Below are 13,966 nucleotides of genomic sequence, written 5' to 3'. Positions count from 1 at the left end.
GGGGACGGCACACGTGACGGAATCCTAGATCAGTGACACACCGGAAGGTACTGGGATCGTCAGGTCCCGAACACCGGTTGAGAGGATCGGGGTATGGATCTCGACGCCTTCGCCTGGTTATTGACCGATGACGGGCAACGGTTGCTGGCGCGGACCACCGAGATGACGATGTCCGAGGAGTCCGGCAAGGGGTCGGCGCTGGCGGTGCAGACCGCGCTGCGCAAGGACGAGGCGGCCGAGCGCGTGGCCGCGGCGATGACCCAGGTCGACCTGCGCCGGAAGGCGGCCGCCAAGTTCGGAGACCTGGCACCGAGGATGTATTTCACCCCCGACGGCCTCGAGCAGGCCACCCGCCTCGCCGTCGCCCACCACCGGGCGGCGCGGCTGCGGGCCTTCGAAGCGGGGAGCGTCATCGACCTGGGTTGCGGGATCGGCGGTGACCTGATCGCGTCCTCACGTGCCGGGCTCACCGCCGCAGGGGTGGACCGCGATCCGGAGCGGGTCGCCGTCGCCCAGGCGAACCTGGACGCGCTCGGGCTGCCAGGTGCTGTCACCGTCGCCGACGCGACAGGTGTCGACCATTCCCCCTTCGATGTCGCGTACGCGGACCCTGCACGTCGGGGCGCCAGGGGCCGGGTCTTCTCCGCAGAGGGGTGGTCGCCGCCGTGGTCGTGGGTCGAGACGCTCTTCGCACGCGACGCGTGCGTGAAGGTCGCCCCCGGGATCCCGCACGACCTCGTACCCGACAAGGTCGAGGCCGAATGGGTCAGCGACCGCGGCGAGGTCAAGGAGGCCGCACTGTGGTCGGGCTCGCTGGCCAGCACCCACCGGCGGGCCACTGTGATCGGCGAGCGCGGCCTGGCGACGCTCACCTCCGAGGACGACCCCGGCGCCGAGGTCGGCGCGGTCGCCGAGTTCCTCTACGAACCCGACGGGGCGGTCATCCGCGCCGGTCTGGTCACCGCCGTCGCCGCCGGGGTCCAGGGCCATCTGATCGATGAGCACATCGCGTACGTCGCCTCCTCCGCCTCCTTCGAGACCCCGTTCGCCCGCGGGTATCAGGTGCTCGAGGAGCTCCCCTACCGGGACAAGCAGCTCAAGGCGGCGCTGCGCGAGCGTGGGATCGGGAAGCTGACCATCAAGAAGCGCGGCGTACAAGTCGTGCCCGAGCAGCTCCGCAAGCGGCTCGCGCTGTCCGGGTCCGAGGAGGCCACGATCGTGCTCACCCGGGTCGCCGGCGAAGGGACCTGTCTGCTGGTGCGGCCCTTCTGAGGTCGCCGAGGATCAGACCAGGACGGTCGTGATCGGCTGGGAGGAGTCCGCCGGAAGGTCCAGCGCCGAAGGCGTACGCCCCCTCGCCACCATCTCCGCCCCCAGAGCCGCCACCATCGCGCCGTTGTCGGTGCACAGGCCCGGACGCGGGACCCGGACGCGGATGCCGAGCTTGGTGGCGCGCTCCTCAGCGAGCACCCGAAGCCGACTGTTGGCCGCGACCCCGCCGCCGATGATGATGTCCTCGATGCCTTCGGAAGAGGCCGCGTCGAGCGCCTTTCGCACGAGGACGTCGACCACGGCCTCCTGGAAGCTGGCTGCCACATCGGCAACCGGGACGGGCTCGCCGCTGCGCTCCTTGGCCTCGATCCAGCGGGCGACCGCGGTCTTGAGCCCGGAGAAGGAGAAGTCGAAGCGGTGTCGTTCCAGGTCGCGACGGGCGGTGAGGCCTCGGGGGAAGTCGATCGCGATCGAGCTGCCCGACGTGGCGGTCCGGTCGATCACCGGGCCGCCCGGGAAGCCGAGGCCAAGCAGGCGGGCGACCTTGTCGAAGGCCTCGCCCGCGGCGTCGTCGATGGTCGCGCCCATCGGGTCGACGCCCTCGGTGATATCGGTGACCTTGAGCAGGCTGGAGTGGCCGCCGGAGACGAGCATGGCGACGCACGGCTCGGGAAGCGGACCGTGCTGCAGCTGGTCGACCGCGACGTGCGAAGCCAGGTGGTTGACCCCGTAGATCGGCTTGTCGAGCCCGAGGGCGAGCGCCTTGGCCGCCGCCACCCCGACCAGGAGGGCACCCGCGAGGCCCGGCCCCGAGGTCACGGCGATCGCGTCGACGTCGTGGAGCTTGATGCCCGACTCCTCGCAGGCACGCTCGATCGTCGGCACCATCGCCTCCAGGTGCGCGCGGCTGGCGACCTCCGGGACGACTCCGCCGAACCGGGCGTGCTCCTCGACGCTGCTCGCCACCGCGTCTGCCAGCAGCGTGTGACCTCGCACCACCCCGATCCCCGTCTCATCGCACGACGTCTCGATTCCAAGGACCAAGGGCTCATCGGCGGGAGGACCAGCAGTCATAGGGGCATTCTGCCTTGCGGGCGCTGAGCAGTTGGAAAGTGGCGCGGCCAGCGAGCGGGTTCCGCCGGCACCGGAAGGAATTTTCCTTCCGCTCGGCGGCCGTCAGGGCCACGGCTTCAGGGGCACGGCTTCAGGGGCACAGCGTGATCCGGCGACCTCGGCACCGGAATACGTTCACTCCGCGGAAGGAATTTTCTTTCCACTGGCACCGCCAGACCCAGGATCAGACCCAGGATCAGACCCAGGATCAGACCCAGGATCAGTCGATCCTCCGGAAGGAATTTTCCTTCCTGCCAGAGATGAAGCCGTCGGCTGAGAGTAGCGGCGGGCTGAGGGCAACGGCTGTCAGGCCGCTGCAGCATCGCTCGAGAGCTCCGCCAACGACGTATACGCCGCGTCCCACAGGCGATGCGCGAGACCTGTGTCGAGCGGCTCAGCTGCGCACAGACCGTCCCATAGTCCGCGAAGTATCGCTTCCACTCCTGCCATCTCGAAGTCGGTGAGCTCGCGGCCGAGTACTGATCGAAACCAGAACCTCGCGTCATGCCACAGCTCACCCACTGCTTGTCCGACTCCGTCGTCAGAACGGGCAAGCTCCTCAAAGCCCAGCCACGCTCTCAGGAAGAACAGGTCATCTTCGTTCTCCGGCAGAAAGCCTGCCCAGCCGGTCGCATTCACCCGATCTGCGACCCGGGTCCAGAACATGTCCGCGAACGCAGCGGCGGCGTGCGGCAACATCCCCTGCGTCCCGCCGAACCACCGGTGCAACGTCGACACTCCCGTGTTCGCCTCCTCGGCGATCGTCTGAAGTGTGGGCGGACGGAGCCCGCCGCGTCCGATCGTCCTGGCCAGAGCGAGACCCGCTGTCTGCGAGTCGAAGGCGTTGCGTCTGAGGTGCATGACATCCATCGCAGCACAGAGCACCGACAGTTTGGGCTCCGTCAGCCTCGCTGCTCAGGCCGGAGCAACAAGATCGAAGGCCAGTACGATCCCCGTCGCCCCGTCGCGGTAGTAGCGCTCGCGGCGGTCGATCTCGACGAATCCGGCTTGGTGGTAGAACTCGATGGCCCCGGCGTTACCCTCGCGGACCTCGAGGAGAAGTCGCTCGGCTCCCTCGCTCCGAGCGAGATCGATCGACGCCGCGAGGAGCGACCCACCGATTCCGCGGCGGCGCTGCTCCTCGGCCGTCGCGATCCGCTGGAGCTCGGCGATCTCGTAGACGACGCTCACCAGCGCATGACCGATGACCGTTCCCGCATCATCGACGGCAACGAGGATCCGGACTGTCGGCATCTTCCCGTCGATCGCCACCTGCAGGTACTCGGGTGTCCAGGCGTCGTCGGGGAACGCCTCGAGCTCGAGGCCGGCGATCGCGTCGACGTCGTCCGGCCCGGCGGGGCGTACGGTCACTGGGAGACCTTCTTCTGCACCTTTTTCTGGGCAGCCTGCTCCACCGCATCGGGCCGACGCAGGTAGAGCGGCTCGGGATCCATCAGCTCGACCTGCTCCTCGGCGACCGCCCGGGCCAGCCAACCGGCGGACGGCCGCACGGGGCCGAGCGGCGTCGGGAACGCGTCGGGATAGAGCAGCGCTCCCTCACCGACCACCGGTCCCGAGGTGGCGACCTCGGCGGGACGGGCGACGACAGGGCCCTCGAGGCGTACGCCGTCGGGGTCGTAGGAGGCCAGGTAGACCTCCTTGCGCCGCGCGTCCGTCGCTACGAAGAACGGTGCACCGATCCCCGAGGCAACGGCCTCCACCGCCAGCACGTCCAGCGTGCAGGCGGCATAGACCGGGATCTCCAGCGCGAACCCGAGCGTCCTGGCGGTGACCAGCCCGACCCGGAGGCCGGTGAACGGCCCGGGGCCGGCACCGACGGCGATGGCGGTCAGATCCTGGCGTACGATCCCGGCCTCCGCGAGGACGTCCGCGATCAGCGGCGCGAGCTGCTCACCATGCTTCATGGTGCGGTCGGAGACGACCTCGGCGACGACGTCGTCGCCATCGTGGAGCGCCACAGTCACCTGGGGCGTGGCGGTGTCAAAGGCGAGAAGCACAACTCACACCCTAGAGCGCGCTGAGGTCCACGCCGCGCCAGCGGGCCCCGACCGGGAGGATCTCCACGCGCCGAGGATCCGCACCGTCGGGCGCCTCGACCAGATCCAGCGGGGCCTCGTCGGCCTCGGCACGTACGATCCGGATCTCCAGCCGCGCCTCGGAGAGCCCCTCGGCCAAGCCCTCGCCCCACTCGACCACGGTCACCGCGTCGTCGAGATCGGTGTCGAGGTCGAGGTCGTCGAGCTCCTCGATCCCGCCGAGCCGATAGGCGTCGACGTGGACGAGCTCAGGGCCGCCGACCGTGGAGGGATGCACCCGAGCGATGACAAAGGTCGGCGAGGTGATCTCGCCGCGCACCCCGAGCCCCGCTCCGAGGCCCTTGGTGAACGTGGTCTTGCCGGCGCCGAGGCCGCCGGAGAGGACGAGTACGTCACCGGCGGCGACCAACGCGGCCACCCGCCGGCCGAGCTCCGTCATCGCGTCGGCGTCGAGCACCTCGACGACGTACTCGTTCAGCGGTCGATGCAGCCGCACCGCCGGCGACTCCCGCGAGACCTCGCGAAAGCCTTGGCGAACCCAGAACCGCAACGTCTCCGGGAGCTCCTCGCGAGCGATCACCGCGAGATCGTCGAAATCCTCCGCGCGCGCGACCCCGGCGGCGTACGTCACCATCTTGTGCGCGACCCCATGCCCCTGCTGATCAGGCAGAACAGCGAAACGACGCAGCCACAGGGTCGAGTCCGCAGGATCCATGACGACGGCCCCGACGGCGACCCCGTCCAACCGCGCCACCACTCCGCCGAAGCCGGAGAGGCGCTCCTTCATCGACCCCTCGGTCTCCCCGAGCGCGTCGGCGGGCGGATCCAGCGGCGGGCGGGCCGAGAAGGCCGCCCGGACGATACCGAGCACCTCGGTCGCGGCCTCCGGCCCGACCCGCTCGAAGACGAGCGTCATGCCGAGGCCGCATCCCGGGTGGCCGAGGCGAGCAGCTGGTCGAGCTCGGCGTTGACCTGACCGTGCCGCTCGAGGATGACCATGTGGCCGGCCTTCTCACACTCGACCAGCCGGGAGCCCGGGATGTAGGAGTGCAGCTTGCGGCTGTGGCCGACCGAGGTCAGCCGGTCGGCGGTGCCGCAGATGATCGTGGTCGGCACCCGGCCGAGCGTGGCGATCGACTCGAACTTGTCCAGCGCACGGAAGCTCGGGAAGAACTCCGCGACGACCTCGAACGGCGTCTGCGAGAGCAGTCCGTCCACGAACTCGACGTACGTCTCCGGCACCTCGTCCCCGAAGGCGAACACATCGGTGAAGACGGTCGCCACCGCCGACCCCATGACACGGAATCGGTCGACGATCCCGTGTCCCCGGGCCAGCGTCCGCATGGTGCTGTTGGCGATCCCGCCGGACAGCTTGGCCGGGAGCACCGGGATCAGCAGCCGACTCGGGTCGAGACCACCAGCGGTCGTCGAGATCAGGGCGGTGCCGATGATGCGGCCACCCTTGTCGTACGGCGCGAACAGCTCGGGGTGGTCCTCGGCGAGCGCGGCGATCGTCATCCCGCCCATCGAGTGTCCGACCAGGATCACCGGACCCTCCGGCACGACCGCGTCCAGCACCCGGAGCAGGTCGTCACCGAGCTGGTCGATGGTGGCGTTGCCCAGCGAGGAGCGGCCGCTGCGGCCGTGGCTGCGCTGGTCGTAGAAGACCGACCGCACCAGGCCACGGTAGGCGGCGCGCTGGAAGTGCCAGCAGTCGAGGTTGAGGCAGTAGCCGTGCACGAAGACGAGCGTCACCCCGTTCGCCTCGCCGGGATGCGTGTGAGCCGGGTCGACCTCGTCGACCTCGACATGAAGAGGTACGCCGTCGGAGGTCACCACGGTGACCGGGCAGGACCGCAGCGTACCGAGCGGGGTCCGGTCCTCGGGGCGTTCCTCGATCGCGCGGCGGCGCTTCCTGACCACCACCGCGCCGCGGGCCGCGGCAGCGACCGCTGCCGCTCCCAGAGTCCCCGCCGCGATCTGGCCGATCCGTCCTGCGATGCTGCTCATCTGTCGCCTCCCTGCTCGGTGTCGACGTCTGTGTCAACATAACGGCGCTTCATCCGTCCTCCGATCCTGGTGACGACCTCGTAGGCGATGGTCTCGCTCGCCTCGGCCCAGTCCTGGGCGGTCGGCTCGCCATCGGCACCGGTGCCCCACAGGACCACCTCGGCACCGCGTTCGACCGAAGCCTCCCCGAGATCGACGACGATCTGGTCCATGCAGACGGTGCCACGCACCGGGTATCGGGTTCCGTCGATCCACACCTCGGCGCGGTTCCCGGCACGACGCTGGATGCCCTCGGCGTACCCGACGGGGACCAGCCCCACCGTCGTGGGCTCCTCGGCCACCCAGGTGTGGTTGTAGGAGACACCCGCACCGGCCTCGATCGGCTTCACCAGCGCCAGCTCGGCCCGCACGGTCATCGCCGGGACGAGTCCGAGCTCGGCCCACGGCGATCCCTCGACGCCGGGCGCCGGGTCGATGCCGTACGTCGCGATCCCGACCCGAACCAGGTCGAGCCGCGCGCTGGGGCGAAGCAGCGCTCCCGCCGAGTTGGCGAGGTGACGCACCTCGGGCCGGAGACCGGCCTCCTCGGCGACGGCGAGCGCCTCGCCGAAAACCTTCTCCTGGAGGGCGCTGGCCGGATCGGCGGTGTTCTCGCTGGCGCTGAAGTGCGACCAGATCCCGGTGACCCGGATCGCCCCCTCGGCCTCCAGGATGCGCGCCAGCCCGACCAGCTTCGACCAGTCGGCGAACGCCGCGCCGCCCCGGGAGAGTCCGGTGTCGACCTTGAGCTGCACCCGCGGCGTTCGGCCCAGGGTGTCGCCGGCGGCGGCGTACTTCTCCAGGTCGGCGATCGTGTAGGCAGTGACGTCGATGTCCGCGGCCACGAGCTCCTCGGCGGGCTCGCTGGGCATGATCAGCCAGGCCAGCAGCCGGCCCTCGTCGCCGGCCGCGCGCAGCGCGAGCGCCTCGTCGGCCGAGGCCACGCCGAGCCAGTCCGCGCCGCCCTCGCGGGCGGCCCGCCCGGCCTCGACCAGACCGTGCCCGTAGCCGTCGGCCTTGACCACCGTCATGATCGGCGTGCGCAGGTGCTCCCGCAGCCGCGAGACGTTGTGTCGGATCGCGGCGAGGTCGATGACGATCTCGGCTCGCCGAAGCGGAGCCCGAGGCGCTGGGCTCGGTGACATGGCGTCAAGGATAGTTGTTGCTAACTCGAGACAGCAGGAAGGGATCGGATAACGGCGGGTATCGCCGCGGCCACGCCGCTCGCGGTCACCGGCCCACCCGCGCTCGCGAGAGTGGCTGCGGTCCCGTGCAGCCAAGCCCCGGCAGACGCGGCATCGATGGGCGCGAGCCCCGCCGCGAGCAGCGACCCGATCAGCCCGCCGAGCACATCCCCCGAGCCGGCGGTGGCCAGCCAGGAGGTGCCCGTGGTGTTGACCCGTACCGGCGCGTCGGGGTCAGGTGAGGCGATCGTGGTGCGCCGCCCCTTGAGCAGCACCACCGCATCGAACCGCTTGGCCGCGAGCCGCGCGTAGTGCAGCGGACGAGCCTCGACGTCGCCCCGATCTTCTCGGATCAGCGCCGCGAGCTCGCCCGCGTGCGGAGTCAGGATCGCGGGCACCCCGAGCGGCCCGTTCAACGCGCGCAGGCTGTCGGCGTCGATGACCAGAGGTACGCCGCTCGCCCGGGCGAACGCGAGCGCGCTGTTGGCGCCGTCGGCGCTGCCGGAGCCGACGACCCAGGCCTGTGCCTGGCCGTCGCCGACGACCTCCGGGTTGTGCCGCTTGACCCATTCCGAGGCGGTGCCGACGTAGCGGACCATCCCGGCCAGTCCGGTGTTGGCGCCGGAGACGGCCAGCAGCGCGGCACCGGGATAGGTGGCGCTGCCGACGCGAAGACCGACCACGCCGCGGGTGTACTTGTGCCCGTCCGGCGCGGGACGCGGCACCAGGTCTGCCACATCGGCGGCCTCGAGGCTCTCGATCACCGGCTTCGGGAGCCGGAGGCCGATGTCGACCAGCTGCACCGTTCCGCACGCCGAGGCGGCCGGGTCGAGCAGATGACACGGCTTGTGGGTTCCGAAGGTGACCGTCAGGTCAGCGGTCACGTGCGCGCCGTCGATCTCGCCGGTGTCGACGCAGACCCCGCTCGGTGTGTCCACGGACACCACCGGAACCCCGGCCAGCATCGCCAGCGCCTCCTCGGCATCCGGCCGCAGCCCAGGCTTCCCGCCGATCCCGACGATCCCGTCGACCACGAGATCGACTGTGTTGGTCTCGACACGCCTCCGCCTATCGGCTCCGGCGGCTCGACCGACGAGCGGGCCGCTGGTCGAGCCGGATTCGTGAGGGACGAGCGAATCCGTGTCGAGACCAACACAGTCACCTCCCGCCGCCTTGAGCGCAGCGACCCCACCCGAATGCGCCCGGTCCGCCAGCAACCACGCCTCGACCTGTACGCCACGGCGCGCAAGGATCGCCCCGGCGTACAACGCGTCTCCGCCGTTGTCGCCGCTCCCGACCAGGAGCACGACGCGCTTGCCGTAGACCCCGCCGAGACCCAGCCCACGCAGGTGGCCGATGACCGCGTAGGCCAGCCCGGCCGCCGCACGCTGCATCAGGGCACCGTCTGGCAGGCTCGCCATCAAGGCCTTCTCTGCCGCTCTGACCTGCTCAACCGAGTGCGCACGCCGCATGGTCCAAGCCTACGCGCCCATGCGCTGGCGGGGCTGGGCCGTAGGGCTCGAACAAGCCCCGTCAGTCCTCCAGGACGACCATCGCCGAGGCGATGCCGGCGTCGTGGGAGAGCGAGAGGTGGACGGTGGCGACGCCGAGCTTCGTGGCCTGCGCCAGCACGGTCCCGCGGAGCTCGAAGCGCGGCTGTCCGGAGGACTCCGAGATCACCTCGGCGTCGTGCCACTCCATCCCCTGCGGCGCGCCGAGCGCCTTGGCGAGCGCCTCCTTCGCGGCGAACCGGGCCGCCAGCGAGGCCATCGGCTTCGTCGCCTCGGCGGGCGTGAACAGGCGCTCGCGCAGCCGCGGCGTACGCTCCAGCGACTCTTCGAAGCGCTCCAGGTCGCAGACGTCGATCCCGACTCCGAGGACAGCCATCAGTGGACCGCCATCACTCGACCGTGACGGACTTGGCGAGGTTGCGCGGCTGGTCCACGTCGTAGCCGAGCTCGGTGGCGAGCTGGCAGGCGAAGAGCTGCATCGGCACGACCGCGACGAGCGGCTGCAGGAGCACCGGCACCTTGGGCAGCCGGATGATCGTGTCGGAGACCGAGTCGACCGAGTCGTCGCCCTCCTCGACCAGGGCGATGGTGCGGGCGCCGCGAGCGCGCACCTCCATGATCCCCGAGCGCATCTTGTCGTGCAGGAAGTCGCGGCCGCGCGGCGGCACGATGCACCAGATCGGCAGGCCCTCCTCGACCAGCGCGATCGGACCGTGCTTGAGTTCACCGGCGGCGAACCCCTCGGCGTGCAGGTAGGCGAGCTCCTTGAGCTTCAGCGCACCCTCGAGCGCCACCGGATAGCCGGCGTGGCGGCCCAGGAACAGGAATGCGCGGCGATCGGCGTACTCACGCGCCAGGTCGTAGACCTGCGGCGCGGTCTCCAACACCTTCGCCACGGCGTCGGGCATCGCCTCGAGCTGGGTCATCACGCCGTCGATCTCGTCGCCGTACATCGTGCCCTTGACCTGCGCCAGGTAGAGCGCGAGCAGGTAGCAGGCGACCAGCTGGGTGACGTACCCCTTGGTCGAGGCGACCCCGATCTCCGGGCCGGCGTGGGTGTAGATGACCGCGTCGGACTCGCGCGGGATCGTGGAGCCGTTGGTGTTGCAGATCGCCAGCACCTTCGAGCGCTGCGAGCGCGCGTGCCGGATCGCCTGGAGGGTGTCGGCGGTCTCGCCGGACTGCGAGATCGCCACCACCAGGGTGGAGTTGTCGAGGATCGGGTCGCGGTAGCGGAACTCGGAGGCCAGCTCGACCTCGACCGAGATCCGGCACCAGTGCTCGATGGCGTACTTCGCGACCATGCCGGCGTAGAACGACGTCCCCGCGGCGATGATGATGATCTTGGTGACCTCGCGCAGCTCGTCGTCGTCGAGCCGCATCTCGTCGAGATGGAGAGACCCCGAAGGCGTACGTCGCCCCAGCAGCGAGTCCGCGACAGCACGAGGCTGCTCGAGGATCTCCTTGCGCATGAACCAGTCGTGGCCGTCCTTCTCGGCGGCGGCCAGATCCCAGTCGACGTGGAAGCGGCGGCCCTCGGCAGGGGTGCCGTCGAAGTTGGTGACCGTGGCACCGGACCGGGTGATCGTGACGACCTGGTCCTGGTCGAGCTCCATCGCCTCGCGGGTGTGCTCGATGAAGGCGGCGACGTCGGAGCCGAGAAACGACTCCCCCTCGCCCAGACCGACCACGAGCGGGCTGTTACGGCGCGCGGCGACGACCCGGTCGGGGTCGGACGCGTCGATCGCGACGAAGGTGAACGCTCCGTCGAGGATCGAGCAGACCCGCTGCATCGCGACGGTCAGGTCGGCCCCGCCGACGACCTCGCGCTCGAGCAGGTGGGCGGCCACCTCGGTGTCGGTCTGCGAGCTGAACTCGTGGCCCTCGGTCTCCAGCGAGGCCCGCAGCTCGGCGAAGTTCTCGATGATCCCGTTGTGGACGACCGCGACCCGGCCGGTGCGGCCGACGTGCGGGTGGGCGTTGTCGTCGGTCGGACCGCCGTGGGTCGCCCAGCGGGTGTGGCCGATCCCGGTCGTCGACGCCGGCAGCGGTGTGCCCGCGATCGCCTTCTCCAGGTTGGCGAGCTTGCCGGCCCTCTTGTCCACCGCCAAGGCCCCGTCAGCCGAGATCAGCGCGATCCCGGCCGAGTCGTAGCCGCGGTACTCCAACCGCCGCAGGCCATCGATCACGACGCCCTGCGCCGACCGGTCTCCGACGTACCCAACGATGCCGCACATGGCGGCTGATCCTACGGCTCTCGTGGACCCCAGCAGGAAGCGGCGGCGCATGTGCGTAACAATCGTTGCCATGTCACACCCCGGGCCACACGGCGACGACCGCGGCTCTTCGCCCTACGTCGAGCTCGACCGAAGCGCGTGGGCGGAGCTCGCGACCGAGACCGAGAGCCCGCTGACCGAGGCGGAGATCGAGTCTCTGCGGGGCCTGGGCGACCAGATCGACCTCAAGGAGGTCGAGGAGGTCTATCTGCCGCTGAGCCGGCTGTTGAGCCTCTACGTGAGCGCCTCGGACAGGCTCCATGACCAGCAGGAGCTGTTCCTCGGCAAGACGATGCCGGAGCGTACCCCGTTCGTCATCGGCGTCGCCGGATCCGTCGCCGTCGGCAAGTCGACCACAGCCCGTGTGCTCCAGCAGATGCTCGCCCACTGGCCCGAGCATCCCAACGTCGCCCTGGTGACCACCGACGGGTTCCTCTACCCCAACGCCGAGCTCGAACGTCGCGGCCTGATGGAGCGCAAGGGCTTCCCGGAGTCGTACGACCGCAAGGCCCTGCTCCGCTTCCTCGTCGACCTCAAGTCGGGTGAGGACGAGGTGCGCGCGCCGATCTACTCGCACCTGACCTACGACGTCACCGACCAGACCGTGCTCGTCAAGAAGCCCGACATCGTCATCCTCGAGGGCCTCAACGTCCTGCAGCCCTCCCGGGTCCGCGCCGACGGCACCATCTCGCTGGCGCTCTCGGACTTCTTCGACTTCTCCGTCTACGTCGACGCGGGGTCGCGCGACATCAAGCAGTGGTACGTCGACCGCTTCCTGCGACTGCGCGAGACCGCCTTCCGCGACCCGTCGTCCTACTTCACGAAATATGCGGCCCTGAGCCACGACGAGGCCATCACCCGCGCGACCGAGATCTGGAACGAGATCAACGGTCCCAACCTCCGCGAGAACGTCCTCCCCACCCGCTCCCGCGCCACCCTCGTCCTCCGCAAGGACAGCGACCACTCGGTCCGCTACGTGCGCCTCCGCAAGATCTAGCCCCGCTGGTCGAGCCGCCGGAGCCGCTAGGCGGAGGCGTGTCGAGACCAACACGGCGCCCTCCGCGCTCGGACGGGACCTGTTGGTCTCGACACGCTCGGCCGCAGGCGGCCTCGCGGCTCGACCAGCGGTGGTGGCCAGTCAGAGAGCGAGCCGCTCGCGCACGACGTCGGCGAGCCGCTCGGCGCACGCCTCGGCCTCGTGATGCGTAGGGGCCTCGACCATGACGCGTACGAGGTTCTCGGTGCCCGAGGGACGTAGCAGGATCCGCCCGGAGCCGGCGAGGGCCGTCTCCTCGGCGGCCACGGCCTCGAGGAGGCCGTCGTCGGTCTTACAGCGGGCCTTGTCGACGCCCTTGACGTTGAGCAGGACCTGCGGGAGGCGGGTGACGACGGAGGCGAGGTCGGCGAGGGTGCGCCCGGTGAGGGTCATCCGCTGCAGGACGTGCAGCGCGGTGAGGATGCCGTCGCCGGTGGTGGCGTGCTCGCTCATGATGATGTGGCCGGACTGCTCGCCACCGATGGCGTAGCCGCCGCGGCGCATCTCCTCGAGCACGTAGCGGTCACCCACGGCGGTCTGCTTCACATGGACGCCGGCGGCGTCCATCGCCTTGACGAAGCCGAGGTTGCTCATCACGGTGACGACGACGGTGTCGTCCGGGAGCCGGCGGGCGTCGTGGAGCCCGAGCGCGAGGATCGCGATGAGCTGGTCGCCGTCGACCAGGTTGCCGTCACCGTCGACGGCCAGGCAGCGGTCGGCGTCGCCGTCCCAGGCGAACCCGACGTCGGCGCCGTGCTCGAGGACCGCCTTCTGGAGCATCTCCGGGTGGGTCGAACCGACCCCGTCGTTGATCGAGAGGCCGTCGTTGACGTCGTTGATCGCGATCACCTTCGCCCCGGCCTGGTCCAGGGCCAGCGGACCCGCGGCAGCGGCCGCGCCGTTGGCGCAGTCGACGACGACGGTCAGCCCGTCGAGGCGGCGCTCCAGCGTGGAGATCAGGTGGGCCGCGTACGTCTCCACGGGGTTCTCGTGGGTCGAGATCCGGCCCACCGACGCGCCGGTGGGGCGGTCCCAGGGCTCGTCGAGGTGTGCCTCGATCCGATCCTCGAGCACGTCGTCGAGCTTGTGCCCGCCGCGCTGGAGGAACTTGATGCCGTTGTCGGGCATCGGGTTGTGCGAGGCCGAGATGACCACGCCGAGGTCGGCCTGGAGGGCCGCGGTGAGGTAGGCGACCCCGGGCGTCGGCAGCACGCCGACGTCGATCACGTCGCAGCCGGCCGAGGCCAGACCACCGGCCACCGTCGCCTGCAGGAACTGCCCGGAGACGCGCGAGTCGTTGCCGACCACCGCCAGCGGTTTGCGTCCGCTGCCGGAGACGCGCAGTTCCTCGGTCAGGACCAGTGCCGCCGATGTCGCCAGGTTCTGGGCGAGCGAGGCGGTGAGGATCTCGCCGTTCGCGAGACCGCGAACTCCGTCAGTGCCGAAAAGGCGTGCCACGTCCGTGTGA

At 70.2% G+C, this 13,966-nt stretch carries 13 protein-coding genes; 2 read left to right on the top strand and 11 right to left on the bottom strand.

What is annotated here, in order from left to right:
* The first annotated feature begins 93 nt into the window (after positions 1-93).
* A complete protein-coding gene (locus BLT25_RS24680; RefSeq protein WP_091051794.1) occupies positions 94-1,272 on the top strand; it encodes a class I SAM-dependent methyltransferase in 1,179 nt (392 codons plus the stop codon).
* 12 nt (positions 1,273-1,284) lie between these two features.
* Here BLT25_RS24680 and tsaD read toward each other — a convergent pair whose 3' ends face one another.
* The 10 genes from tsaD to glmS all read right to left on the bottom strand — a co-directional run bounded on the left by tsaD (position 1,285) and on the right by glmS (position 11,423).
* Entirely contained in the window at positions 1,285-2,346 is a 1,062-nt protein-coding gene (gene tsaD / locus BLT25_RS24675; RefSeq protein ID WP_091051793.1) for a tRNA (adenosine(37)-N6)-threonylcarbamoyltransferase complex transferase subunit TsaD, read from the bottom strand.
* Positions 2,347-2,691: 345 nt separating this feature from the next.
* Complete coding sequence (locus tag BLT25_RS24670) at positions 2,692-3,255, bottom strand: hypothetical protein (RefSeq protein ID WP_091051790.1); 564 nt, start codon at positions 3,253-3,255, stop codon at positions 2,692-2,694.
* A gap of 45 nt (positions 3,256-3,300) precedes the next feature.
* Positions 3,301-3,756 (bottom strand): ribosomal protein S18-alanine N-acetyltransferase, encoded by a 456-nt coding sequence (rimI, locus tag BLT25_RS24665; RefSeq protein ID WP_091051789.1) that lies wholly within the window; start codon positions 3,754-3,756, stop codon positions 3,301-3,303.
* Complete coding sequence (tsaB, locus tag BLT25_RS24660; RefSeq protein ID WP_091051786.1) at positions 3,753-4,403, bottom strand: tRNA (adenosine(37)-N6)-threonylcarbamoyltransferase complex dimerization subunit type 1 TsaB; 651 nt, start codon at positions 4,401-4,403, stop codon at positions 3,753-3,755. The genes rimI and tsaB overlap by 4 nt, the downstream gene beginning before the upstream one ends.
* A 10-nt stretch (positions 4,404-4,413) precedes the next feature.
* Positions 4,414-5,358: a tRNA (adenosine(37)-N6)-threonylcarbamoyltransferase complex ATPase subunit type 1 TsaE gene (tsaE, locus tag BLT25_RS24655; protein WP_091051783.1), complete on the bottom strand. Its 945-nt coding sequence runs from the start codon at positions 5,356-5,358 to the stop codon at positions 4,414-4,416.
* Positions 5,355-6,452: an alpha/beta fold hydrolase gene (locus BLT25_RS24650; RefSeq protein ID WP_091051782.1), complete on the bottom strand. Its 1,098-nt coding sequence runs from the start codon at positions 6,450-6,452 to the stop codon at positions 5,355-5,357. The genes tsaE and BLT25_RS24650 overlap by 4 nt, the downstream gene beginning before the upstream one ends.
* Positions 6,449-7,636 carry an alanine racemase gene (gene alr, locus BLT25_RS24645; protein ID WP_091051779.1) on the bottom strand — a complete coding sequence of 396 codons (1,188 nt, stop codon included), beginning with the start codon at positions 7,634-7,636 and terminating at the stop codon, positions 6,449-6,451. The genes BLT25_RS24650 and alr overlap by 4 nt, the downstream gene beginning before the upstream one ends.
* Before the next feature lie 20 nt (positions 7,637-7,656).
* Positions 7,657-9,096: a bifunctional ADP-dependent NAD(P)H-hydrate dehydratase/NAD(P)H-hydrate epimerase gene (locus BLT25_RS24640; protein ID WP_256328772.1), complete on the bottom strand. Its 1,440-nt coding sequence runs from the start codon at positions 9,094-9,096 to the stop codon at positions 7,657-7,659.
* A 112-nt stretch (positions 9,097-9,208) separates the two neighbouring features.
* Complete coding sequence (locus tag BLT25_RS24635; RefSeq protein WP_091051775.1) at positions 9,209-9,562, bottom strand: holo-ACP synthase; 354 nt, start codon at positions 9,560-9,562, stop codon at positions 9,209-9,211.
* Between the two features lie 13 nt (positions 9,563-9,575).
* Positions 9,576-11,423 carry a glutamine--fructose-6-phosphate transaminase (isomerizing) gene (gene glmS, locus BLT25_RS24630; protein ID WP_091051772.1) on the bottom strand — a complete coding sequence of 616 codons (1,848 nt, stop codon included), beginning with the start codon at positions 11,421-11,423 and terminating at the stop codon, positions 9,576-9,578.
* Positions 11,424-11,493: 70 nt separating this feature from the next.
* Here glmS and coaA point away from each other — a divergent pair, with 70 nt between their 5' ends.
* Positions 11,494-12,459 carry a type I pantothenate kinase gene (gene coaA / locus BLT25_RS24625; RefSeq protein ID WP_091051771.1) on the top strand — a complete coding sequence of 322 codons (966 nt, stop codon included), beginning with the start codon at positions 11,494-11,496 and terminating at the stop codon, positions 12,457-12,459.
* A 141-nt stretch (positions 12,460-12,600) separates the two neighbouring features.
* Here the strand turns inward: coaA and glmM are convergent, their stop codons facing one another.
* Positions 12,601-13,956, bottom strand: coding sequence for a phosphoglucosamine mutase (gene glmM, locus BLT25_RS24620; RefSeq protein WP_091051768.1), 1,356 nt, complete (start codon positions 13,954-13,956; stop codon positions 12,601-12,603).
* Positions 13,957-13,966 lie beyond the last annotated feature (10 nt).

The sequence above is a fragment of the Nocardioides sp. YR527 genome (assembly GCF_900101045.1).
Taxonomy (GTDB): Bacteria; Actinomycetota; Actinomycetes; order Propionibacteriales; family Nocardioidaceae; genus Nocardioides.
This window is presented reverse-complemented; position numbering and strand designations above follow the sequence as displayed.

What these genes read in the sequence shown, in the direction of transcription:
- tsaD (WP_091051793.1), bottom strand. Translation starts at nt 2,346, where the DNA reads ATGACTGCTGGTCCTCCCGCCGATGAGCCCTTGGTCCTTGGAATCGAG.
- BLT25_RS24670 (WP_091051790.1), bottom strand. Translation starts at nt 3,255, where the DNA reads ATGGATGTCATGCACCTCAGACGCAACGCCTTCGACTCGCAGACAGCG.
- BLT25_RS24680 (WP_091051794.1), top strand. Translation starts at nt 94, where the DNA reads ATGGATCTCGACGCCTTCGCCTGGTTATTGACCGATGACGGGCAACGG.
- BLT25_RS24640 (WP_256328772.1), bottom strand. Translation starts at nt 9,096, where the DNA reads ATGGCGAGCCTGCCAGACGGTGCCCTGATGCAGCGTGCGGCGGCCGGG.
- BLT25_RS24635 (WP_091051775.1), bottom strand. Translation starts at nt 9,562, where the DNA reads ATGGCTGTCCTCGGAGTCGGGATCGACGTCTGCGACCTGGAGCGCTTC.
- tsaE (WP_091051783.1), bottom strand. Translation starts at nt 5,358, where the DNA reads ATGACGCTCGTCTTCGAGCGGGTCGGGCCGGAGGCCGCGACCGAGGTG.
- BLT25_RS24650 (WP_091051782.1), bottom strand. Translation starts at nt 6,452, where the DNA reads ATGAGCAGCATCGCAGGACGGATCGGCCAGATCGCGGCGGGGACTCTG.
- alr (WP_091051779.1), bottom strand. Translation starts at nt 7,636, where the DNA reads ATGTCACCGAGCCCAGCGCCTCGGGCTCCGCTTCGGCGAGCCGAGATC.
- coaA (WP_091051771.1), top strand. Translation starts at nt 11,494, where the DNA reads ATGTCACACCCCGGGCCACACGGCGACGACCGCGGCTCTTCGCCCTAC.
- glmS (WP_091051772.1), bottom strand. Translation starts at nt 11,423, where the DNA reads ATGTGCGGCATCGTTGGGTACGTCGGAGACCGGTCGGCGCAGGGCGTC.